The organism is Leisingera sp. ANG-M7 (assembly GCF_000813965.1).
GTDB lineage: Bacteria > Pseudomonadota > Alphaproteobacteria > Rhodobacterales > Rhodobacteraceae > Leisingera.
Genome location: NZ_JWLI01000016.1, coordinates 123,955 through 144,383 on the forward strand (window position 1 = coordinate 123,955; position 20,429 = coordinate 144,383).

A 20,429-nucleotide genomic window follows, 5' to 3' on the forward strand; every position below is an offset into this window, starting at 1 on the left:
CAAAGGTTACCCATAAACAGGTCAGACAAGAAAAAAACTGCAGCCGCCCGCAACGACGGGCGGACCTGCCGGGCGAAGGACAGACTGACCATGAAAATGAACAAGCGCTTCATTGCCTCAATCATCCGCTCCGCCAGGAGCGAAGCCGCACCCCTGCCCTGGGGATGTGCCCGCCGCCGCTCCGGCCAGGCGCACCTTCAGGGATCAGCGCGGAAACTGGGTTAACGCCGGGGACGGATGCCCCCAAAGCGGCCACCCCTGGCGCATCTGCGCCAGCCCGGCCAGCCGCCAAGGGGGCATCCAACCGGCCTGAAAAGCCGCCTGCCGGCGCTGCGCCGCCCTCCCCCATACTGAATAGACCAGTGCATTAACCAGTTTGCTTCAGATTTTTTGACAATTTGAGCTAAATCCGGGAAAGCTGGGCCTATCATATCGTTCAAGCACGTCTGTGTTGCCGGTGGGGGCCGATGCAAGCGGGCAGTTTGAAAGGAAAGGTCTGCTGTCATGACCATCCCCCAGTCGCTGCACAGGGCTGCAGCCAATGCCGTTGAGGCCACTGCAATCCTGCAGGACCCCGCTGCACTGCGCAGCACCAGCAAGCCGCAGCTGCGCCGCTACGAGGTCAGCTGCCTGCTGCCCGGCGGCGGCATCTCGGAAACCCGCCATATCGCCCCGGCCCTGCCGCTGTTCGAGGACGCCTTTTGCGCCTTCACCCGGGGCTCGCTGGTGGAAACGGCCCAAGGGCCGATTGCAGTCGAGGATCTGCTGCCCGGCGATGAGATCGCAACCCAGGACGGCTGCAGCCAGCCGCTGGTCTGGATCGGCCGCACCAGCGTGCTGCCCGGCCGCTCCGGCGCCCGCAGCCGCACCCTGACCAGCTTCATGGCCGACAGCCTGGGCCTTCAGAAACCCTCTGCCAGCCTCGTGGCCGGTCCCGCGGCACGCCTGCTGCGCACACCGCCGCACATGCAAGGCGCAGGCGACGGCCGGCTGCTGACGCTGGCATCCGAATTCCAGGATGGCATGAGCATCTTTGAAACCGCGCCGCCGGCACCTGTGGATCTCTACCACCTCTGCCTGCCGCGCCACGCAGTGATCACAGTGGGCGGTCTGGCCTTTGAGACCTACCACCCGGGCCCGGACGCGCTGAAACTGGCAAGCTATGCGATCAAGACGCTGTTCCTGAACCTGTTTGCCCATACGGACAGCATCCAGGGCTTCGGCCCGCTGGCCCATCCAAGGGCCGACAGCGTCAGCCGGCCTGGCACTTCGATCTTGTAAACCGGAAAACCGGCGGGCGACCAGGCCCGCCTATATCTTGCCCGCCCTTGCCGTGCCTCAGGCCTCGCGCGCCAGCCGCTCTTCCAGCACCTCGAACGGCACGCCCGGCTCATCCTTGGCGCCGCGGATCACCAGCGATGTCTTGACGCTGGCTACATTCGGCGTGGTGAGCAGATCGCCGGTCAGGAAGCTCTGGAACGTGCTCAGGTCCGGCGACACGCACTTCAGGATGAAATCCACCTCGCCGTTCAGCATGTGGCACTCGCGCACCAGCGGCCAGCTGCGGCACTTCTCCTCAAACGCGCTCAGCTCTGCCTCGGCCTGGCTTTCCAGCCCCACCATGGCAAAGACCTGCACTTCAAATCCCAACTCGCGAGAATTCACATCTGCGTGGTAGCCGTGAATCAGCCCGGCCTCCTCCAGCGCCCGCACCCGGCGCAGACACGGCGGCGCCGAAATCCCGACCCGCTTGGCCAGTTCCACGTTGGTCATCCGCCCATCGGCCTGAAGCTCCGACAAAATCTTGCGATCAATCGGATCAAGACGGGTTGTGACCATGCCGGAAACTCCTGTGAGATTTGCGTTTCTTATAGCACCGCCGCCGGGCTGCGCAATATTGTTTCATCGTCGCGCAATATTCTTTGCGGCACAGCAGTGCAAGACGCAATGCGCCGATCCCTCGCAAATTTGTGTCCCGCAGCATGCAATGCCTAGGGGGTTTAAGCCTGCCCGCCCTGCCGCTATATGCATTGCCTGACGGCGGCACACCCGCCAGGCTGCATTACGTGGGGAACACACATGAGCGAGACGCGCCACACCAAGGTTCTGATCATCGGCTCCGGGCCTGCCGGCTACACTGCGGGGGTCTATGCCGCCCGCGCCATGCTGGAGCCGATCCTGGTTCAGGGCATTGAGCCCGGCGGCCAGCTGACCACCACCACCGAAGTTGAAAACTACCCGGGCTTCACCGAGGTGCAGGGCCCCGACCTGATGATCAAGATGCAGGAACACGCGGCAGCGATGGGCACCGAGATCATCGGCGACATCATCACCTCGCTCGACACCTCCGCCCGCCCGTTTGTTGCCAAGGGCGACAGCGGCACCACCTACACCGCTGATGCGGTGATCCTGGCCACCGGCGCCCGCGCCAAATGGCTGGGCCTGGACTCGGAAGAAAAGTTCAAGGGCTTCGGCGTCTCGGCGTGCGCCACCTGCGACGGCTTCTTCTATCGCGGCCAGGAGATCGTGGTGATCGGCGGCGGCAACACCGCAGTCGAGGAAGCCCTGTTCCTCACCAACTTCGCCTCCAAAGTGACCCTGATCCACCGCCGCGACGAGCTGCGCGCCGAGAAGATTCTGCAGGACCGCCTGTTCAAGAACGAAAAGATCGAGACCCTGTGGTTCCACACCTTGGAAGAGGTCGTCGGCACCGACAACCCGCTGGGGGTCGAAGGCGTCGTGGTCAAGAATGTGCAGACCGGCGAAGTCAAGGAAATCCCCTGCAAGGGCGTCTTTGTCGCCATCGGCCATGCGCCGGCGACAGAGCTGGTCAAGGATGTGCTGGAGCTGCACAACGGCGGTTATATCAAGGTCAAGCCCGGCTCCACCGAGACCTCGATCCCCGGCATCTATGCCGCGGGCGACCTGACGGACCACAAGTACCGCCAGGCGGTCACTTCAGCCGGCATGGGCTGTATGGCCGCGCTCGACGCCGAGCGTTTCCTGGCTGAGCAGGAGTAACAGGGATGCCGCATGATTTCACCGCGCAACGGGCTGAAACCGTTGCGGCATTCAACGATCTGCAGGCCGAACACGGCCTGCCGGAGGTGGCGGACGTGGATTATTTCTTCGTCCCCGCCAGCGACGGCGCAGACTGGCGCCCGCTGGCAGAGGAGCTGAGCCGCGAAGGCTTTGCCTGCGAGTTCTTTGAGGCCGAAGGCGAAGATGCGCCCTATCTGGCCGCTACCCTGCCGGACCAGATCATCTCTGCCACCGGCATCTGGATCGGCGAGGAACTGGCCACCCGCACCGCCCTGCCGCACGGTTTTGCGCCGGACGGCTGGGGGCTGGAGGGCTAAGCCTGCGCATCGGGCAGGCAACGGCACCGATTGCAGACACCAGGCCTAACGGCACCCCAGCAGCTGTTCCTGCGCCTTCAGCCGGCTGACCTCTTCGCGCTCCGCCGCGCTCAGCGGCACTTCGCCTGCGCGCATGCCCGGAATGCAGCCTGCATTGGAAAACGCCGCCTGCCCGCGTGCGCTTTGAAAGCAATAGCCGCGGCGGGCAAAGATCGAATTGCGCTGGAACCACAGGGCGTCGCACTGGTTCTGCGCAACAGGCGCAGCGGCGCTGGCGGCGGCATCCTTGCGGATCCAGTTCGAATGCGCCCAGCCCTCCAGCCCGGTTTCCGTCCGCACCTGCAGCCAGCGCCCGCGCTGCGCCAGCACCGCCAGCCGCGTGCCCTCGACCATTTTGGCCAGCCGCCGCGCACCGGATGTGGTGCCGTCCCGCAGGGCCAGAAACCCGTCACCGTTCGGATCCAGGCCAGAGACGCGATAGCCGAACTGCTGCGCCCGCGGCTGGATCTGCCCGGACGGCACCGCCTGAACGGCAGCGCCAGCCGGGTCAGGCGCGGCCTGCCCGCGCGCCGCCAAAAAGACCTCATCAATCAGCGAGGAGTTCTCCCACGGCACCTGGCTGCCGCCGGTTTCCGCCACCACGTCGGCCCGCACCCGCCGCATCATCGCGTGCAGGTCCTCGTTGCGCGGCAGATGCCGCAGCAGCGCCGCCGTGAACGGGCTGTTGCGGCCGCTGCCGTCCAGCGCCACATTGCCCGGCTGGGTGGAAAACGCGATGTAAGAGCCGACGCCCGCATCCACCCGCGCCAGCCCCCGCGCCGCGCCGCCCAGGCTGCGTGCCGCCATCCGCGACTGGAACGGATTGTTGCGGCAGGCATCCAGCACGATGATGTTACGCCCGGCGCGCAGCTCCATCTCGCGCAGGATCGCCTGCAGGCTTACCGAGGCGGACTTCAGCTCCTGCTCATCCGATCCCGCAACATCAACCGGCAACACGAAATTCTCTGCCCCCAGCTGCACCCCGTGGCCGGAGTAATAGAACAGCGCGGTGTCGTCCTGCTGCAGCTGGCCAGTGACCCGCTGGGCAAGGCGCAGGGTGTCCCGGCGGCCCAGGTTGTAGCCGTCGTGCACCTCGAACCCGATGCTGCGCAGCGCCGCTGCGATATCACGTGCGTCCCGCTCCGCGTTGGGCAGAAAGGAGGCGTTCTCATAATCCGAATTGCCCAGTACCAGCGCGATCCGCCGTCCGGCCTCTGCCAGCGGCGCAGACCACAGCAACGGTATCACTGCCAGCAGCGCAGCCTTCAGATAATTCAACACGATATCAATCCCCGCTAAACCAATGCCACGGAACCGTTGCACAGGCCTAAGGGGGCAATCAAGCCAGCCGCTGGCTTGACCGCCCCGCCCGCCGCGGCCAGTTTGGCAGCAGAACAGGCAAGCGGAAGGGCAGACCGTGGCAAGCGCACTCTGGCAAGGCAACTGGATCACCCGCACCCGGATCATCACCGGGCTGGTGCTGCTGACCTATGCCTTCTTCCACTTTCTGAACATCGGCCTCGGCCTGATCTCACCCGAATGGATGGATGAGTTCCAGGACGCCCGCCAGGTGATCACCCGCAGCCTCTTGGGCAGCCTGATCCTCTATGCCTCGCTGATCCTGCACGCGGGCCTGGCGCTGTGGAACCTGGCCCGCCGCCGCACCTTGCGGATGCGCTGGGGCGAGGCGCTGCAGACCGTGCTTGGCCTTTTGATCCCGCTGCAGCTCATCGCGCACATCGTCTTTACCCGCTACTCGCACGAGGTCCATGGCACCAATGACGAGATGCCCTATCAGATCATCCTGATGTGGGCCTCGCCCGAGATCTGGCAGCAGAGCCTCCTGCTGCTGGCAGTCTGGATCCACGGCTGCATGGGGCTGCACTACTGGCTGCGGCTGACCCGCTGGTGGCGCCCGCTGATCCCCTGGATGGCCGGGCTTGCCGTGTTCATCCCCGCCTTTGCCTTTGCCGGCCTGCTGACAGAAGGCCGCCGCATCTATGACCTGTTTGCCGAAGGCACCGAGCGCGCCGCGCTGATGGAGGATTTCAACTGGCCCAGCCAGCAGGCCTTTGCTGAGATGTTTGCAACCGAAAGCCAGTGGCTGATGATCTTCTTTGCGCTGCTCGGCCTTGCTGCCGCATCCTACCTCCTGCGCAAGCTCATCCGCCGCCGCCGGGCGGTCACCATCCGCTATGCCTTCGGCCCGGAGATCCGGGCAGAGCGCGGCATGACCCTGCTGGAGATGTCGCGCACGGGCGGTGTCCAGCACACCTCGCTTTGCGGCGGCAAGGGGCGCTGCACCACCTGCCGCGTGGTGGTGGACGAGGGCGGCGAGCACCTGCCGCCGCCTGAGCCGCCCGAGGCCCGCAGCCTGGAACGGGTCAAGGCGCCCGCCAACATGCGGCTGGCCTGCCAGATCCGCCCGCAGGCGCCCCTGACCGTCACCCGCCTGTTCCGCCCCGACGGCCGCCGCGGCCGCGCCCATGCCAGCCAGGGCAGCGAACAGCAGCTGGCGGTACTGTTCCTCGACATGCGCGGCTTTACCGCCCGCACCGCAGGCCAGCTGCCCTATGACGTGGTGTTCCTGCTGAACCGCTTTTTCGACGCCATCGTGCCCGCCATCACAAATGCGGGCGGCAAGGTGGACAAATACCTCGGCGACGGGCTGCTGGCGCTGTTTGAGGCCCCAACCCCTGCCCGCTCTGCCGCAGCCGCGCTGGAGGCCGCCGCCGCCATCGGCACCGCGCTGCAGGACTTCAACGCGCAACTGGCCGCTGACGGCGAACCGGAGGTCAGGATCGGTATCGGCATTCACCTGGGCGATCTGGTGCTGGGGGAGATCGGCAGCGCCGCCCATGCCCCGCGCACCATCATCGGCGGAAGTGTCAACACCGCCAGCCGGCTGGAGGCCAAGACCAAGGAGCTGGGCGTGGAGCTGCTGATTTCCGCCCAGGTGCTAGAGGCCGCAGGCTATGATTCGGCGCATCTGGCGCTTGAAACCTTCCAGCTGCGCGGCGTCTCCCTGCCGCTGGACGCCCTTCCTGTGCCCCATGCCGCCGCCCTGCCCCGCACTCTGGCCGGAGAACAGCGTTAGGCCCGGGGGCCCAAGCACAAAACGCCTGTTTCCCCTGCCGCGCCAGCCCGTGCCAGCCATCCAGCCCGGCACACCGGGAGAGAACAACCGCACCGCCACCCGCCCGCGTTGCAGCCCTGCAACGCAGCAGAATTTCGCTGCCCGCCCCCAGTTTCCGCTTTGCATCCACAGCGGATCATGCAATGCGTTCACGCGTGAACACACTTTTAACCCGTTGACCGTACTGCTGCTGCCCGTGACCGAAACCGCATCCATATCCACTCCGGAAGGCGAAGACCTGCTGTTCCGCCTCCTGCGCCAGCTTGATACGGCTCCGGACGCCTCGCAGCGCGCGACCGCCGCCGCGGTCGGAATTTCGCTGGGGCGGCTCAATACCCTGCTGCGCGCTGCCGCCGATAGCGGCCTGATCACCATCAGCGCCCGCTCCGGCCCGGACAAACGGCAACGGTTTGCCTATTCGCTGACCACCCGGGGTGCGGCGGAAAAAGTGCGGCTCACCGATCAATTCCTTGCCCGCAAGCTCGCAGAATACAATGCGCTGCACGCGGAACTCACCGGCTCCGCTAGCGGCCTCCCCCCTCTCAAACACAGGACCAACCCGATGCAAAGCAATCTGGCTCCCATCCCTGAGCTTTATGTCTCCTACGAAAGCGCCCAGAAACTGAAAGTCGAAGCAGCCGACCTGGTCAGCTGGGACCTGACCCCGCGCCAGATCTGCGACCTAGAACTGCTGATGAACGGCGGCTTCAACCCGCTCAAGGGCTTCCTGTCCGAGGCTGATTACAACAGCGTCGTCGACACCATGCGCCTGACCGACGGCTCCCTGTGGCCGATGCCGATCACCCTCGATGTGTCCGAGGACTTTGCGGCCAAGCTGGAAGCGGGCCAGGACATTGCTCTGCGCGACCAGGAAGGCGTGATCCTCGCTACCATGACCGTCACCGACAACTGGGTGCCGAACAAGGCGAAAGAGGCCGAGAAGGTCTTTGGCGCCGATGACGACGCCCACCCCGCCGTGAACTACCTGCACAACACCGCAGGCAAGGTCTACCTGGGCGGCCCCGTGACCGGCATCCAGCAGCCCGTGCATTATGACTTCCGCGGCCGCCGCGACACCCCGAACGAGCTGCGCGCCTACTTCCGCAAGCTGGGCTGGACCAAGGTTGTCGCCTTCCAGACCCGCAACCCGCTGCACCGCGCCCACCAGGAGCTGACCTTCCGCGCCGCCCGCGAAGCCCAGGCCAACCTGCTGATCCACCCGGTGGTCGGCATGACCAAGCCGGGCGACGTCGACCACTTCACCCGCGTGCGCTGCTACGAAGCCGTCCTGGACAAATACCCGGCCGCCACCACCTCCATGTCGCTGCTAAACCTGGCAATGCGCATGGCCGGCCCGCGCGAGGCGGTCTGGCACGGCCTGATCCGCAAGAACCACGGCTGCACCCATTTCATCGTCGGCCGCGACCACGCAGGCCCCGGCAAGAACTCTGCCGGCGAAGATTTCTATGGCCCCTATGACGCGCAGGACCTGTTCCGCGAGTTCCAGGGTGAAATGGGCATCGAAATGGTCGACTTCAAACACATGGTCTATGTGCAGGAGCGCGCCCAGTACGAGCCGAACGACGAGATCGAAGACCGCGACAACGTCACCATCCTGAACATCTCCGGCACCGAACTGCGCCGCCGCCTGGCCGAGGGCCTGGAAATCCCTGAGTGGTTCTCCTTCCCCGAGGTGGTTTCCGAGCTGCGCAAGACCAAGCCGCCGCGCTCCAAGCAGGGCTTCACCGTGTTCTTCACCGGCTTCTCCGGCTCCGGCAAATCCACCATCGCCAACGCGCTGATGGTCAAGCTGATGGAAATGGGCGGCCGCCCGGTCACCCTGCTCGATGGCGACATCGTTCGTAAGAACCTCAGCTCCGAGCTGGGCTTCTCGAAGGAGCACCGCGACCTCAACATCCGCCGCATCGGCTATGTCGCGTCCGAGATCACCAAGAACGGCGGTATCGCCATCTGCGCCCCGATTGCGCCCTATGCCACAACCCGCCGCGCCGTGCGCGAGGACGTGGAGCAGTTCGGCGCCTTTGTCGAAGTGCACGTCGCCACCTCGATCGAGGAATGCGAGCGCCGCGACCGCAAAGGCCTCTACAAACTGGCCCGCGAAGGCAAGATCAAAGAGTTCACCGGCATCTCCGACCCCTATGACGTGCCGCAGAACCCGGAACTGTCGGTCGAGACCGAAAACGTCGATGTCGACAACTGCGCCCACCAGGTTCTGCTGAAGCTGGAAAGCATGGGTCTGATCAAGGCCTGAGCCTGACGGCACAGCGAGACATGAGAACGGCCCGCCAATTGGCGGGCCGTTTTGCGTTGCACATGCGATGGCCGGATCTGAGCCCTCAGCGGAACTTGCCCATCATACGCAGTCATACCCAAGACTGCAGGAACGCTCGACTTTTGGGGAAATTGAGGCGATGCTCTTTCAAAGAGGTTGCACGGGAGTTGCGAATGTTTCAAACGCGCAAGACTGTTTTTTTGCAGGAACGAATTGAGACCGACTCATTCGGCGCACCTTGCGAACCCGTGACGCGTGTCGCTGTCGCAGCCGTGTTCAAGAATCCGCTCGCGGGGCGTTTTGAGAACGACCTGTCGCCGCTCTTCGAGATAGGAGCCGAGCTGGGCCGGCGCCTTGCAGAGCAGGCTATTGACCTGCTGAAGTATCCACCGGTTTCGTATGGCAAGGCTGCAATTGTCGGTGTCTCGGGCGATATGGAGCAAGGGGGCGCCGTGATTCACCCTCGGTTGGGCGCACCGATGAGAGCGGCGGCTGGCGGCGGTGACGCGGTCATTCCTTCAAACGTAAAGGTCGGTCCTGTCGGCGCATCGATCGACCTGCCACTTGGACATAAGGACAATCCCTGGTCCTTTGATCATTTTGACACAATGACACTCTGTGTTCCGGACGGACCGGCGCCGGATGAGATTGTCATGTTTCTCGCCTACGCAGATCGCGGGCGCCCAATCCCAAGATGCGGAAGCGGACCAGTCAAGACCTAGCCATATCAACGGCTGCCTTGCCCCGGCCGCAAACACTCTCCATTCCCATTTTCTGCGTTCCGATAAACCGACACCGCTTCCGGCAGGTCCACCGTGCCGCGCATCAGCACGAAGCCCTCGCCTGCAACCCGCACGCCCTCAAGCGCATCCGGCGCGCCAACCCGCGCCACCCGCGCCTGGCCGGGGCGCCCGAGGCCGTGGCCCTGCTTCGCGGTGAACTCCGCCTTCTCCATCAGGCCATGACGCCACAGGTAAGACGCCATCGCCCCGGTGGCCGACCCGGAAGTGTCCGTCTGGCGTTATCTCATCGGCGCCGCCGGGCTGCTGGTCTGGTCACTCCTGCGCAGCGACACGCGTGACCTGATGACGCCGCTCAAAGAAGACTGGAGAATGCTCGTTCCGCTGTCCTTGATCGGGATTTCGCTTGCCTATCTATTCTTTCACTGGTCCCTGGACTTCGCCAGCGTCATTCAGGTCGCCACGCTGGTTACGACGATCCCGATATTCGTCGGCCTTCTCAATCCGGCGGTCAATCGCACACCGGTTTCCACGGTCAAGCTGATCACTGGCCTCTTGGCTGTGGCAGGGGTCGCCGCTTTGCTCACGGATGGATATCTGGACGTGCTGACCGCCGGGGGTGCGTCTTTGTGGGGCGTCCTGATGGCGCTGCTTTGCGCAGCGCTTGTTGCCGCTTACTCTGTCATCGCCAAACCGCTTATGGTCCGCCATGGCGGCATGCGCATAACGACGATCGCCATTGCCATCGGGGCGGTTGGCCTGTGGGCCGGAGTCGGCGCGTTCTGGGGCACATGGGTGAATCCAGTCTCGCTTGCCGGGATGCAGCCTGACGCGGTTTGGCCGTTGGTTGTCCTCGGGCTTTGGAACACCACAATCACCCAGCTGTTATGGCTTGGCGGGCTGGCTGCAGCCACCGACATGACACGCGCGTCTTATCTTTTCTTCCTCAAGCCCGTAATCGCAGCCGGACTGGCGATCGCCTTCCTGGGTGACAGCCCGACCTGGCTGCAGTTTGCCGCAATTATTGTCGTGTCCGGATCGGTGTTCTTCGAGGTGTTCTGGCCGCAGCGGCAGCCCGCCGCCAGCCCGAAATGAGTGGGAAGAAATCAAAGCCGGCAAAGCCTGATCAGCCCGCATCACTGCAGCGGCAGCGCATGCAGGGAACATTTCCGTCCGCTTGGGCGTTGTTCCCCCATCCCCGCAAACCCGCGTGCTCAGAAGGACCCGCATGCCGCAGCATACCGCCCCGCCCGATTCCCGCCGCGACGATCCAGCAGACATTCCTGCCGGCGGTTTCGCCTGGGCAATTCCGGTCATGCAGGCCGGCTACGCCGGACGCGGGCTGGTTTACCTGCTGGTGGGCGGCGCCTCGCTCTGGTCGATCTGGCACGGCGGCGAGGCCGAAGGCACCGGCGAAGCGATGAGCCGCCTGCAGGGTGCGCTTGGCACCGCCGTTCTGGTGCTGATTGCGCTTGGCATGTTTGCCTATGCCGCCTGGCGCGCAGTTGACAGCATCTGGGACCTCGAGGACTACGGAAGCAGCGCCAAGGGCCTGATCGCCCGCGCCGGAATGCTCACCACAGGGCTGGTGCATCTGGGCCTTGGCGGGCTGGCCATCACCGTGCTTCTGGGCCGCCGCGACGGGCTCGGAAAGACAGAGCTGGTGAACCGCCTGCTCGCCGCCCCCGCGGGCCAGGCTGCCGCGGGCATCGCCGGGGCGCTCACCCTCGGCGCCGGCGCCTATTACCTGCACAAGGCCTGGAGCGAAGGCTACCGCGGCCACCTGAAGGGCAACCCGGCCACCCTGCATCTGAACCTGGTGCTGAAGGCCGGCATGGCCGCCCATGGTGCCGTCATTGCCATCATCGGACTTCTGATGGTGCAGGCCGCCGCTTATGCCTCCAGCCACCAGGCCGGCGGGATCGGCACCGCCTTCGACTGGCTGCAGGACAAAGCCTACGGCCAGATCCTGGTGACCCTTCTGTGCATCGGCCTCCTGGGCTTTGCCGTGGTCTGTTTCGTCAACGCCGCCTGGCGCATCGTGCCCAAGGCAAGTGACCGTGGCACCCAATCGCTGAAAGACACGCTGAACAGCTAGGGTCAAGGCCCGCCTGCCCGCAAGCGGGCTACACCGCTTCCGGCAGGTCCACCGTGCCGCGCATCAGCACAAACCCCTCGCCTGCAACCCGCACGCCCTCAAGCGCATCCGGCGCGCCAACCCGCGCCACCCGTGCCTGGCCGGGGCGCCCGAGGCCATGGCCCTGCTCCGCGGTGAACTCCGCCTTCTCCATCAGGCCATGACTCCACAGGTAAGACGCCATCGCCCCGGTGGCCGACCCGGTGAACGGATCCTCCGGCGGGCTCGGCGGCGCCATCAGCAAGCGCGAGAACGTGTCGCCCGCCGCGGTCGCACCTTCCAGCGTCACCAGAAACGGCTCCATCATGTCGATGCCGTCAGCACCCAGCGATTTGCCCAAAACGGCCAGCGCCTCCAGATTCAATTCAGCCGCTTCCAGCGCCGCGCGGTCGCGCAGCACGGTGACGCAGAACGGCAGCCCGGTGGAGACCTTCTGCGGCTGCCCCACGATGGCCTCCACAGGCAGCGACACCGCCGCCGCCGCCAGCGCCGGATCAGCATAGGGGCCGAATTCCGGCGCAACTTGCGTCATCTCGATCAGATCGCCGTCCAGCGTCACCGGCACGATCCCGGCGCCGGTCTCCAGAGTGATACTGCCGCCCGCGATCAGCCCCCGACCCCGCATCGCCGCCACCGTGGCGATGGTCGGGTGGCCTGCAAAGGGGATCTCGCGGCTTGCCAGGAAATAGCGCACCTTGACATCCGCCACCTCCGACGGCCCAGTGAAAGTGCATTCCACCAGCGAGGTCTCCCGAACGTAAGCGGTGCAGACATCCACCGGCAGATGCGCCCCGCCATGCACCACCGCGCAGCCGTTGCCGCCAAAGGCGCGGTCAGAAAAGGCATCCACCCAGTCGAAATCTAATTGTGCCATTTCAGTCTCCCTGTTGTCTTTTTCATTTGCCTTTACGGAAATCCAGGACGCAAGAGATCCTTTGGCTCCAGACCATCGAAGCTCGTGACAGGCCGCAACGGAATTATTTTGATGGGATCTGGAATTGCATTTAGTTGCCTTTGCAAAGCATTCCCGGAAGAAAACTGGCGCTCGGTCTTGGGGTCCATCCGTATTTTGATTACCTTGCCTTCAAACTCGTCCATCTCCACGCCGAAACACGCCCTAAAGGCTTCCCGCCAAGTTTCTCCTGCTCCCAGGCGGCGCCAAAACTCAAAAAGCGCACCTATTCCATGGGCCTGGGCAAGTACTTCAACAGCATAACGAGACAGGTCATATGTCTCATCGCTCCTGACTGTTGCTAAGCCATGCAACTCGTAAAGAAACACCTCCGCAGCCTTCGCCTTACGCCAGAGTTGCTCTATCGAAGGCTGCTCGCGCCCCAGCACTGCCTCTTCATACATTGCACCAATAACTTGCGCGACGCCCTCAAACATCCAGGCAGGCCCCATCAAACGCGACTGATCCTCAAGGCTGCGCACATTCGTCCGGGCACCGCTCAGTTCCGCTTGGACAAGGTGCACATATTCATGAATCACAACTTCACCGGCCCAGAAACGAAGATTGTATCGAAGTTGCTCTTTTGAAACCTTCTTCAGCCTAGGCCAGCAAAAATACATCCAGTTCAAGTAAGCCCCTCCAACGATCCGCGTCTTTCCACCGCATTTATTCAGGATCGCTTTGTCGGAATCTGACGCGATCGCAGACGTTTCCGCCTTGATGCGCGAAGCGTGGTCTTTAAGCACCTCCGGCTCATCACCTGCCGCGATTCCTATGTCCCCCGCCAAAACAATTCCGAACTCCCGCTGCACGAATGCCTGAGCCGAGACATACGATTGGCGCACCACCTGCTCAGCAAGATTTGAGTTTGCCAAAATTCTAACCGGGCGCGAAGACGGCCGAAGCGCTGCTATGCTTGCATCAACCGCCGGCAACTCCCGACACCAGTGGATCGCGTTCCCGCGGGAAAGCTCCGGCAGATCCCTTAGGTAGCCGGAGAAACTGCTTTCATGCGCGTCCTTCATGACCCGCCAAGCCGCCCGTGTCCGCCGCCCCATCACGCCATCCGCAGGGCCAGGATCATACCCCAGCTCCGCCAACTGCCCCTGAACACAGGCGACAAACGGGTCCGCGGCAGCCGGGAATGCCGCCGGCAGTGCCAGCCCGGCCGCCAGCACAAGGCGCCGGAGCTTCCCGCCAGCTCTCAAGACTGCTTCCGCCGCATCTTGGAAATATAGGCCCGCGCGGAGCCGGGCCGCTTGCGCATCTCCATCACCTGAGCCTCAAACTCCGCCATGCGGATGCCAAAAGTGCCCTCAAACGCCTGGTCCCAGTTCTGCCCGGCACCAAGCCGTCGCCAGAAGCTGAACAGCGCCTCCTCGCCGCTGATCCGGGTCAGGATATGCACCGCGTAATGGGCAAAATCATAGTCGCCGCTGGTGCGGACGGTCTTGTGCGCGCGCATGCCCTGCAGGCTCTTTTTCGACTTCAGCGACATCTCCCGCAGCTCCGCCAGCCCCGGCGCGCGCAGCCGCAGGGCCCGTTTGCCGAACCGCGCCGCCACCACCTCGGCGCTGCCCTCCACCAGCCAGGCCGGTCCCATGCGGGCGCGCAGCGACCCGCCGTTGAAACCCTCGGCGCGGGCGCCGCCCAGTTCCGCCTGCACCAGATGCATGTATTCATGCGCCATCATCATCCCCAGCCATTTGCGCGACCGCTTGAGCCAGGCGCCGTCCGCCTGATGCGGGTTGTCCCAGCAGATGTACATGAACTTGAGATAGGCCGCGCCCGCGACGCCGAAAGGCCTGTTGCAATGGGCCGCGATCGCCGCATCCGGGTTGAACCGCGCACTGGACATGTCGCGCAGCAGGCGGCGCACATAGGCTTGCACGTCCTTGGTATTGCCCGCCGCACCGATGCCGATATGCCCGGCCAGCACGATGCCGTATTCCCGGTCCATGAAGCGCAGCACCTTGTCGTAGGCCTGCCGGATGCCTTTTTCCACGTTGGGCGTATCCGCCAGAATCCGCACCGGCGCCGCGGATGGCATATGCTGCTCCAAGCCAGACTTCAGCGCCGGCAGCTCACGGCACCAGTGGATCGCGGTCTTTTGGCTCAGCGGCGGCAGCGCGCCCAGCACCCCGGCCCCGGCCTGCGCCTGTTTCACCCCCTGCCAGGCGGCTTTGGTCCGCGGCGTCAGCCGCCCGTCAGGCTGGCCCGGATCATAGCCAAGATCCGCCAGTTGTTTCTGCACGCAAGCCACAAAAGGATCTGCGCTTGCCGGCGCTGCCAGGGCGGACAGCCCAAACGCCAGCCCCAGCGCCTGAGCCAGCGGGCGAATATTCCGGATCATTCAATGCCTCTTTTGCAATCTCAGCCGTTCAAAACAGTTCAGGCCCCCAAAGTGGGAGCCTGTCTCTCGGAATTGCAAGTGTTTTCCGGCGGATGCCCGGACGTCAGTGCACCGGCACCGGCGTCATGTCGTTCTGACGAGCCAGCACAAAGGCCAGGTGCCTGTCGGCCACGAGCGCCAGCTGGCCGCCCTCAGCGTCGTGCACCGCATAAAGCTGCTCGCGATCACCCGCGCTCTCCTGCACATCCCTGGGTAGATCTACCACCGCAACCGCCTTCACATAGACGGTCCGGTCGCCGGTCTCCTTGAAGTCAAACGGTGTATGCATTGCTCTTACCCCTTTCTGATACTGATCGTCTGAACCACGGTTTCGGGACGCGCACGAGTCAGATCCACATGCAGCAGCCCGTTTTCCATCACCGCCTCGCCGACTTCGACGCCATCGGCCAGCACAAACATGCGCTGGAACTGGCGCGCCGCGATGCCACGGTGCAGGAACACCCGCCCTTCGCTGTCGTCGCGCTGGCGGCCGCGGATTACCAGCTGGCGGTCCTCGACGGTGATCGCCAGATCCTCTTCGGCGAAACCGGCCACGGCCAGGGTGATGCGGTAGGAATGGTCTGATGTCTGTTCGATATTATAGGGGGGATAGCCTTCGTTGCCCGATTTTGCCGAGCGTTCCAGGAGGCGTTCCAGCTGCTCGAACCCCAGCATATGCGGGTAAGAGCCCAAGGTTAGTTTCGACACGTTGTTCGTCCTTTATGCCAAAGCGACGTATGCGCGCGGCCCCGGTCCCGGCAGCCGCTTCCCCAAGAATATGGGAAGTTCTTTATGGATTCACAAGACCATGTGCCCATAGGTCTAGCGGAAAAGCCCTTAACGAAGTATCTTCACTCTCACTTCATTCATAAGCCCGATTGAGTCCCCCATGAATGCACCCACAGATGTGTCGATGAAGACGGACGAGGTCCTGAAGGTCGAGCTCGAGGTTTTCCGCAGGCAGCACCGTGATCTGGACGAGGCCATCGCCGCGCTGGAAGAGCGCGGCACCGCCGATCAGCTGACCATCCGGCGGCTGAAAAAGCAGAAACTGATCCTGAAAGACAAGATTGCCCTGATCGAAGACCGGCTGACCCCGGACATCATCGCCTGACCCCGCGCCGGGTGTACGGCGCGCCCCCCTGTGCCAAAGGCGCACGGGGACAAGCTGCAGAACGCAGCGTTTTCACGTAATCCGCAGGGCCTCCCGCCCCCTCTTCCGCGCAGGCAAGCTGCGACGGGAGGCGTTGGGCTTGGCAGCGCGCCTGACGGCGCGCTGCGGCTGCACTGTGCGGCGGGTGTCACAGATCCTTGCACAGCCGCAGCGCATCATAGACCGCCGCATGGATATTGCGCCCCGCCACAGCATCGCCTGCTCGGGCCAGCCAGTATGCCCCTGACGGGTTCACCTCCGCAAAGGGGCTGCGGCCCGCAATCATCTCCTGATGATCGAGCTGCCCCAGATTGCGCGCCCCCGGCTTCAGCGCATGGTACAACTCCTCGGCCGGGGTGATCCCGTGCTCCGAGACCACATGATCCGCCACCCGCTCCTGCAGCTCACCGGTCAGCACATGGCGCAGCGTGATGCGCTTGCGGTTGCCCTCAGCAGCCACAGACACAGGCTCCAGCAGGCTCTCAAACACCACCCCCTGCCTTGCCAGATCGCGCAGGACCACGGCAGAGTTCGTCGGCCCCAGGTCATGCCCCGCCATCCGGTCCGGCGTTGCCAGCGTGACCGTGCAGCCCATCCGCGCCATCACATCGGCGCAAACCAGCGCCGCGTGATCGCCGACCTCATCCAGCAGCAGAACCTCACCCGCAACCCGCGCCTCACCGCTCAGCACCTCCCAGCTGGACGTCACCAGATGCCCGCCGGGCATATCCAGCGCCTCCGGCCAGCCGCCGGTGGCCACAATCACCGCATCCGGGGCCTCCGCCAGAATGTCCTCCGCCTCGGCGTAAGTATTGAGGCGCAGTTCAACGCCGAGCCGCTCCACCTCACAGATCAGCCAGTCGGCCACGCCCCAGATCTGGCGCCGGGTCATGCCCTTGGCCGCCAGCGCAATCTGGCCGCCAAGCCTGCTGCCAGCCTCGAACAGCACCACCTGATGGCCGCGCTCTGCCGCCACCCGCGCGGCTTCCAGCCCTGCCGGGCCGCCGCCGGCCACCACCACCTTGCGCCGCACCTCCGCGGGTGCAATCACATGCGGCATCACCATCTCGCGCCCCGTCGCCGCGTTATGGCCGCAGACCGCAGGCTTGCCCTGATTGACCCGATCGACGCAATAGCCCAGCGCCACGCAGGGGCGGATGCGTTCCTCCGCGCCCTGCCGCAGCTTCTGCACCAGATAGGGGTCGGCCATATGGGCACGGGTCATGCCGATCATATCCGCCTGGCCTTCCCGGATGGCATGGCGGGCGGTGGCAATATCGGCCACCCCGCCGGCATGGAATACCGGCAGATCCACCGCCGCGCGGATCGCGCCCGCCACATTCAGATCCGGCGCCGCGGGCATTCCCATCGGCGCCACCCAGCCGGCCAGCCCCAGATCGTCATAGGGTGCCCCTGCCAGCACGTTCAGGAAATCCACCGCACCCGTCGCCGCAATCTTCTGCGCGGCCTCAATGCAGTCGGCAGCGCTCAGCCCGCCTTCCGCCAGCTCATCCCCAGTGACCCGCATACCGAGGATCAGATCCGGCCCCACCGCCGCGCGCACCGCCTCCAGCACCTGCAGCGTCAGCCGCAGCCGGTTGTCGAGCGATCCGCCGTAATCATCCTCCCGGCAGTTCACCAAGGGCGACAGGAACTGCCCCAAGAGATGCGAGTGCGACAGCAGCTCAATACCATCGAACCCGCCCTGCCGGCAGCGCTCACCAGCGGCGGCAAAATCCTTGATAACACGGGAGATATCCTCCTGTTCCATCACCTTCGGAAACGCCCTGTGCGCCCGCTCCCGCCGTCCCGACGGCCCCAGCACCGGCAGCCAGTGCCCGTCATCCCAGGCGGTGCGCCGGCCCATATGGGTGATCTGGCACATCACCGCCGCGCCATGCTTGCGCACCCCGTCCGTCAGCTGCCGGAACCACGGAATGATGCTGTCATCGCCCGCATAAAGCTGCCCGAACACCGACGGGCTGTCCGGCGCGATATTGGTCGAGCCGCCGATCATCGTCAGCGCGATGCCGCCCTTAGCCTTCTCCTCATGATACAGCCGGTAGCGGTCGCGCGGATGGCCGCCCTCCTGGAACGAGGGCGCATGCGCCGTGCTCATGATCCGGTTGCGCAAGGTCAGGTGGCGCAATTGCAAAGGCTGGAGGAGCGGGTCGGTCTGCTGGGTCATGAAGGAATTTTCCGGGCAAAATCTCCCCAGCAGAACAGCCGCCCGGCCGCCATCCGGCTTGCAGAAAACCGGCATCCCCCGGCCCCTGTTGCGACACCCTGTCCGCAGGCCGCAAAAACACCCTCTGACCGGATGGTCAAAGCCGGATTTTCCCATTAGGAGCACTGCAATTTTGCCCGCACCCCGGCAACACCCCGGTCCGGGCCAGCGTAAACACCTGAGATAAGAGCGAGACCATGACCGCCACCAGCGACCCCGCCGACGCGCCCGCCGCCCCCGGAACCGATTACAAATTCACCCCGAAACAAGCCCTTGTCGGCGCCCAGATGCTGTTTGTCGCCTTCGGCGCGCTGGTGCTGGTGCCACTGCTCACCGGGCTTGATCCCAGCGTCGCGCTGTTCACCGCAGGGCTTGGCACGCTGATCTTCCAGATCGTCACCCGCGGCCAGGTGCCTGTGTTCCTGGCGTCCTCCTTCGCCTTTATCGCGCCGATCATCTACGGCGTGCAGACTTGGGGCATGGCGGCCACCTCCGGCGGGCTTGCGGCAGCGGGCCTGCTGTACGTCGCGCTCTCCTTTGCCATCCGCGCCTTTGGCGCAGGCTTCCTGCACCGGCTGCTGCCGCCCGTCGTGGTCGGCCCCGTCATCATGGTGATCGGCCTGTCGCTGGCGCCGGTAGCCGTCAACATGGCCACCGGACTTGCGGGCGACACCCAGGTGATGCCGCGCAACACCGCCCTGCTGCTCGCCGCGATCTCACTTGGCGCCACCATGCTGACGGCCATCCTGGGCCGCGGCATCATGCGGGTGGTGCCGATCCTCGCAGGCGTTGCCGCGGGCTACATTGCCGCGCTGGTGATCGGCGCCGTCTCTGGCGAGACGCTGGTCAACACCGCCCCGCTGGCCGATGCGCCCTGGTTCAAGGTACCGGGCTTTGTCGCGCCCGAATTCAACCTCGCCGCCATCCTGTTCATCCTGCCGGTCGCCATTGCCCCCGCGATTGAGCACTTCGGCGACATCATGGCGATCTCCAGCGTGACCAAACGCGACTACATGGAGAAACCCGGCATCCAGAACACCATGCTGGGCGACGGCCTCGCCACCGCCGCCGCGGGCCTCCTGGGCGGCCCGCCCAACACCACCTATTCCGAGGTGACCGGCGCCGTCACCCTGACCCGCGCCTTCAACCCGGCGATCATGACCTGGGCCGCACTCTTTGCCATCGCGCTCTCCTTTGCGGGCAAGCTCTCCGGCGCGCTCTCGACCATCCCGATGCCGGTGATGGGCGGCATCATGATCCTTCTGTTCGGCATGGTCACCGTGGTCGGCCTGTCGGTGCTCGCCAAACTGGGCGAGGCGCTGTCTGAGGCCCGCAACATGGTGATCATCTCCACCGTGCTGATCATCGGCCTCGGCGGTCTCACGCTGCAATTCGGCGAAGGCTTCACCCTCGCGGGCATCGGCCTCTCCGGCGTTGCGGGCCTGCTTCTGAACCTGATCCTGCCGCAGCAGCGGCACTGATCCTGAAAAGAGTCAGGGCCGCGCTAGCGGCCCTGCTCAGCGCTCCTCCGGCTTCAGATGCCGGATGCGCTCCACATGCGCGGCGATATCCTCGCGGCTGAACTTCGAATGTACCCGCTGGGTTGAGGGCGGGTCATTCTCCAGCCCCAGTTCCAGCTCCGGACGCCACGCCCGTTTCGGCTGGATGGGGCGCGGCATAAAGCCGCCGCCGCAGGTGGGGCAGACATTGTGCAACTCCTGCTCCACGCAGTCCGCGCAATAAGTGCACTCATAGCTGCAAATCCGCGCATCCGCAGCCTCCGGCGGCAGATCCTTGTCGCACAGCTCGCAATTGGGGCGCAGTTCCAGCATACTCTCCTCCCTGATCCAGCCGTCACCCTGCCCCGCTTGCCAGTATCCCGCAAGCCCCGCCGCATGCGCCCGCGCCGCGCGCCAGCGCGGCGCCACGCCCAACCGCGGGGGCGGTGCAGCTTGCCTGCATCCCCGCGCGGGCGGGAGCGCTCCCCTGCCCGCAGACCTG

19 protein-coding genes and 1 pseudogene are annotated in these 20,429 nt (G+C 64.8%); 10 read left to right on the forward strand and 10 right to left on the reverse strand.

The genetic code is table 11. The features are described 5' to 3' along the window. The first annotated feature begins 504 nt into the window (after nt 1-504). Nucleotides 505-1,281, forward strand: coding sequence for a Hint domain-containing protein (locus RA26_RS17315; RefSeq protein ID WP_039185745.1), 777 nt, complete (start codon nt 505-507; stop codon nt 1,279-1,281). Nucleotides 1,282-1,338: 57 nt separating this feature from the next. On the opposite strand, the gene RA26_RS17320 is transcribed toward RA26_RS17315, so the two are convergent. Next, complete coding sequence (locus RA26_RS17320) at nt 1,339-1,839, reverse strand: Lrp/AsnC family transcriptional regulator (protein ID WP_019296031.1); 501 nt, start codon at nt 1,837-1,839, stop codon at nt 1,339-1,341. A gap of 240 nt (nt 1,840-2,079) precedes the next feature. Between RA26_RS17320 and trxB the strand changes: the two genes are divergently transcribed. Together trxB and RA26_RS17330 are read left to right on the forward strand one after the other, a co-directional pair. Continuing rightward, complete coding sequence (gene trxB, locus RA26_RS17325; protein WP_039185748.1) at nt 2,080-3,021, forward strand: thioredoxin-disulfide reductase; 942 nt, start codon at nt 2,080-2,082, stop codon at nt 3,019-3,021. A gap of 5 nt (nt 3,022-3,026) precedes the next feature. After that, nucleotides 3,027-3,359, forward strand: a complete 333-nt coding sequence (locus RA26_RS17330; protein WP_039185751.1) for a ribonuclease E inhibitor RraB — start codon at nt 3,027-3,029, stop codon at nt 3,357-3,359. Nucleotides 3,360-3,404: 45 nt separating this feature from the next. Here RA26_RS17330 and RA26_RS22760 read toward each other — a convergent pair whose 3' ends face one another. Further along, on the reverse strand, nt 3,405-4,679 hold the full coding sequence (locus RA26_RS22760) for a caspase family protein (protein WP_052272471.1): 1,275 nt from the start codon (nt 4,677-4,679) through the stop codon (nt 3,405-3,407). 136 nt (nt 4,680-4,815) lie between these two features. Between RA26_RS22760 and RA26_RS17340 the strand changes: the two genes are divergently transcribed. The 3 genes from RA26_RS17340 (at nt 4,816) to RA26_RS17350 (ending at nt 9,549) form a co-directional block, all read left to right on the forward strand. Next, entirely contained in the window at nt 4,816-6,495 is a 1,680-nt protein-coding gene (locus tag RA26_RS17340; RefSeq protein WP_039185753.1) for an adenylate/guanylate cyclase domain-containing protein, read from the forward strand. A 235-nt stretch (nt 6,496-6,730) separates the two neighbouring features. Further along, complete coding sequence (locus RA26_RS17345) at nt 6,731-8,806, forward strand: bifunctional sulfate adenylyltransferase/adenylylsulfate kinase (RefSeq protein ID WP_152612655.1); 2,076 nt, start codon at nt 6,731-6,733, stop codon at nt 8,804-8,806. 194 nt (nt 8,807-9,000) lie between these two features. Beyond that, the gene (locus RA26_RS17350; protein WP_039185756.1) at nt 9,001-9,549 is read left to right on the forward strand and encodes an amino acid synthesis family protein; all 549 of its coding nucleotides are present in this window, start codon (nt 9,001-9,003) and stop codon (nt 9,547-9,549) included. Between the two features lie 74 nt (nt 9,550-9,623). On the opposite strand, the pseudogene RA26_RS17355 reads toward RA26_RS17350, so the two are convergent. Further along, nucleotides 9,624-9,833 (reverse strand): annotated as a pseudogene (locus RA26_RS17355) (PhzF family phenazine biosynthesis protein); the annotation flags it as partial. A 1-nt stretch (nt 9,834) separates the two neighbouring features. Between RA26_RS17355 and RA26_RS17360 the strand changes: the two are divergent. Both RA26_RS17360 and RA26_RS17365 read left to right on the forward strand, forming a co-directional pair. Next, a complete protein-coding gene (locus RA26_RS17360) occupies nt 9,835-10,662 on the forward strand; it encodes a DMT family transporter (RefSeq protein WP_241482684.1) in 828 nt (275 codons plus the stop codon). 133 nt (nt 10,663-10,795) lie between these two features. Next, on the forward strand, nt 10,796-11,665 hold the full coding sequence (locus RA26_RS17365; protein WP_039185761.1) for a DUF1206 domain-containing protein: 870 nt from the start codon (nt 10,796-10,798) through the stop codon (nt 11,663-11,665). 28 nt (nt 11,666-11,693) lie between these two features. Here RA26_RS17365 and RA26_RS17370 read toward each other — a convergent pair whose 3' ends face one another. The 5 genes from RA26_RS17370 to RA26_RS17390 all read right to left on the reverse strand — a co-directional run bounded on the left by RA26_RS17370 (nt 11,694) and on the right by RA26_RS17390 (nt 15,756). Beyond that, complete coding sequence (locus RA26_RS17370; protein ID WP_039185763.1) at nt 11,694-12,578, reverse strand: PhzF family phenazine biosynthesis protein; 885 nt, start codon at nt 12,576-12,578, stop codon at nt 11,694-11,696. Between the two features lie 32 nt (nt 12,579-12,610). After that, a complete protein-coding gene (locus tag RA26_RS23020) occupies nt 12,611-13,834 on the reverse strand; it encodes a peptidoglycan-binding domain-containing protein (protein WP_206540442.1) in 1,224 nt (407 codons plus the stop codon). Nucleotides 13,835-13,860: 26 nt separating this feature from the next. After that, nucleotides 13,861-15,009 (reverse strand): peptidoglycan-binding domain-containing protein, encoded by a 1,149-nt coding sequence (locus RA26_RS17380; RefSeq protein WP_039185768.1) that lies wholly within the window; start codon nt 15,007-15,009, stop codon nt 13,861-13,863. A 103-nt stretch (nt 15,010-15,112) separates the two neighbouring features. Continuing rightward, complete coding sequence (locus tag RA26_RS17385; RefSeq protein WP_039185771.1) at nt 15,113-15,337, reverse strand: DUF1150 family protein; 225 nt, start codon at nt 15,335-15,337, stop codon at nt 15,113-15,115. Between the two features lie 5 nt (nt 15,338-15,342). Beyond that, nucleotides 15,343-15,756 carry an Hsp20 family protein gene (locus tag RA26_RS17390; protein WP_019298576.1) on the reverse strand — a complete coding sequence of 138 codons (414 nt, stop codon included), beginning with the start codon at nt 15,754-15,756 and terminating at the stop codon, nt 15,343-15,345. A gap of 181 nt (nt 15,757-15,937) precedes the next feature. On the opposite strand from RA26_RS17390, the gene RA26_RS17395 reads away from it, so the two are divergent. Beyond that, complete coding sequence (locus RA26_RS17395; RefSeq protein WP_039185773.1) at nt 15,938-16,162, forward strand: YdcH family protein; 225 nt, start codon at nt 15,938-15,940, stop codon at nt 16,160-16,162. Nucleotides 16,163-16,349: 187 nt separating this feature from the next. Here RA26_RS17395 and RA26_RS17400 read toward each other — a convergent pair whose 3' ends face one another. Next, entirely contained in the window at nt 16,350-18,389 is a 2,040-nt protein-coding gene (locus tag RA26_RS17400) for an NADH:flavin oxidoreductase (protein ID WP_039185997.1), read from the reverse strand. Nucleotides 18,390-18,625: 236 nt separating this feature from the next. On the opposite strand from RA26_RS17400, the gene RA26_RS17405 reads away from it, so the two are divergent. After that, the gene (locus tag RA26_RS17405) at nt 18,626-19,909 is read left to right on the forward strand and encodes a uracil-xanthine permease family protein (RefSeq protein WP_039185775.1); all 1,284 of its coding nucleotides are present in this window, start codon (nt 18,626-18,628) and stop codon (nt 19,907-19,909) included. A 36-nt stretch (nt 19,910-19,945) separates the two neighbouring features. On the opposite strand, the gene RA26_RS17410 is transcribed toward RA26_RS17405, so the two are convergent. Beyond that, complete coding sequence (locus tag RA26_RS17410) at nt 19,946-20,260, reverse strand: DUF1272 domain-containing protein (RefSeq protein ID WP_039185778.1); 315 nt, start codon at nt 20,258-20,260, stop codon at nt 19,946-19,948. Nucleotides 20,261-20,429 lie beyond the last annotated feature (169 nt).

What these genes read in the sequence shown, in the direction of transcription:
- RA26_RS17370 (WP_039185763.1), bottom strand. Translation starts at nt 12,578, where the DNA reads ATGGCACAATTAGATTTCGACTGGGTGGATGCCTTTTCTGACCGCGCC.
- RA26_RS17400 (WP_039185997.1), bottom strand. Translation starts at nt 18,389, where the DNA reads ATGACCCAGCAGACCGACCCGCTCCTCCAGCCTTTGCAATTGCGCCAC.
- RA26_RS17330 (WP_039185751.1), top strand. Translation starts at nt 3,027, where the DNA reads ATGCCGCATGATTTCACCGCGCAACGGGCTGAAACCGTTGCGGCATTC.
- RA26_RS17395 (WP_039185773.1), top strand. Translation starts at nt 15,938, where the DNA reads ATGAATGCACCCACAGATGTGTCGATGAAGACGGACGAGGTCCTGAAG.
- RA26_RS17380 (WP_039185768.1), bottom strand. Translation starts at nt 15,009, where the DNA reads ATGATCCGGAATATTCGCCCGCTGGCTCAGGCGCTGGGGCTGGCGTTT.
- RA26_RS17350 (WP_039185756.1), top strand. Translation starts at nt 9,001, where the DNA reads ATGTTTCAAACGCGCAAGACTGTTTTTTTGCAGGAACGAATTGAGACC.
- RA26_RS17365 (WP_039185761.1), top strand. Translation starts at nt 10,796, where the DNA reads ATGCCGCAGCATACCGCCCCGCCCGATTCCCGCCGCGACGATCCAGCA.
- RA26_RS17315 (WP_039185745.1), top strand. Translation starts at nt 505, where the DNA reads ATGACCATCCCCCAGTCGCTGCACAGGGCTGCAGCCAATGCCGTTGAG.
- RA26_RS17410 (WP_039185778.1), bottom strand. Translation starts at nt 20,260, where the DNA reads ATGCTGGAACTGCGCCCCAATTGCGAGCTGTGCGACAAGGATCTGCCG.
- trxB (WP_039185748.1), top strand. Translation starts at nt 2,080, where the DNA reads ATGAGCGAGACGCGCCACACCAAGGTTCTGATCATCGGCTCCGGGCCT.
- RA26_RS17385 (WP_039185771.1), bottom strand. Translation starts at nt 15,337, where the DNA reads ATGCATACACCGTTTGACTTCAAGGAGACCGGCGACCGGACCGTCTAT.
- RA26_RS17320 (WP_019296031.1), bottom strand. Translation starts at nt 1,839, where the DNA reads ATGGTCACAACCCGTCTTGATCCGATTGATCGCAAGATTTTGTCGGAG.
- RA26_RS17405 (WP_039185775.1), top strand. Translation starts at nt 18,626, where the DNA reads ATGACCGCCACCAGCGACCCCGCCGACGCGCCCGCCGCCCCCGGAACC.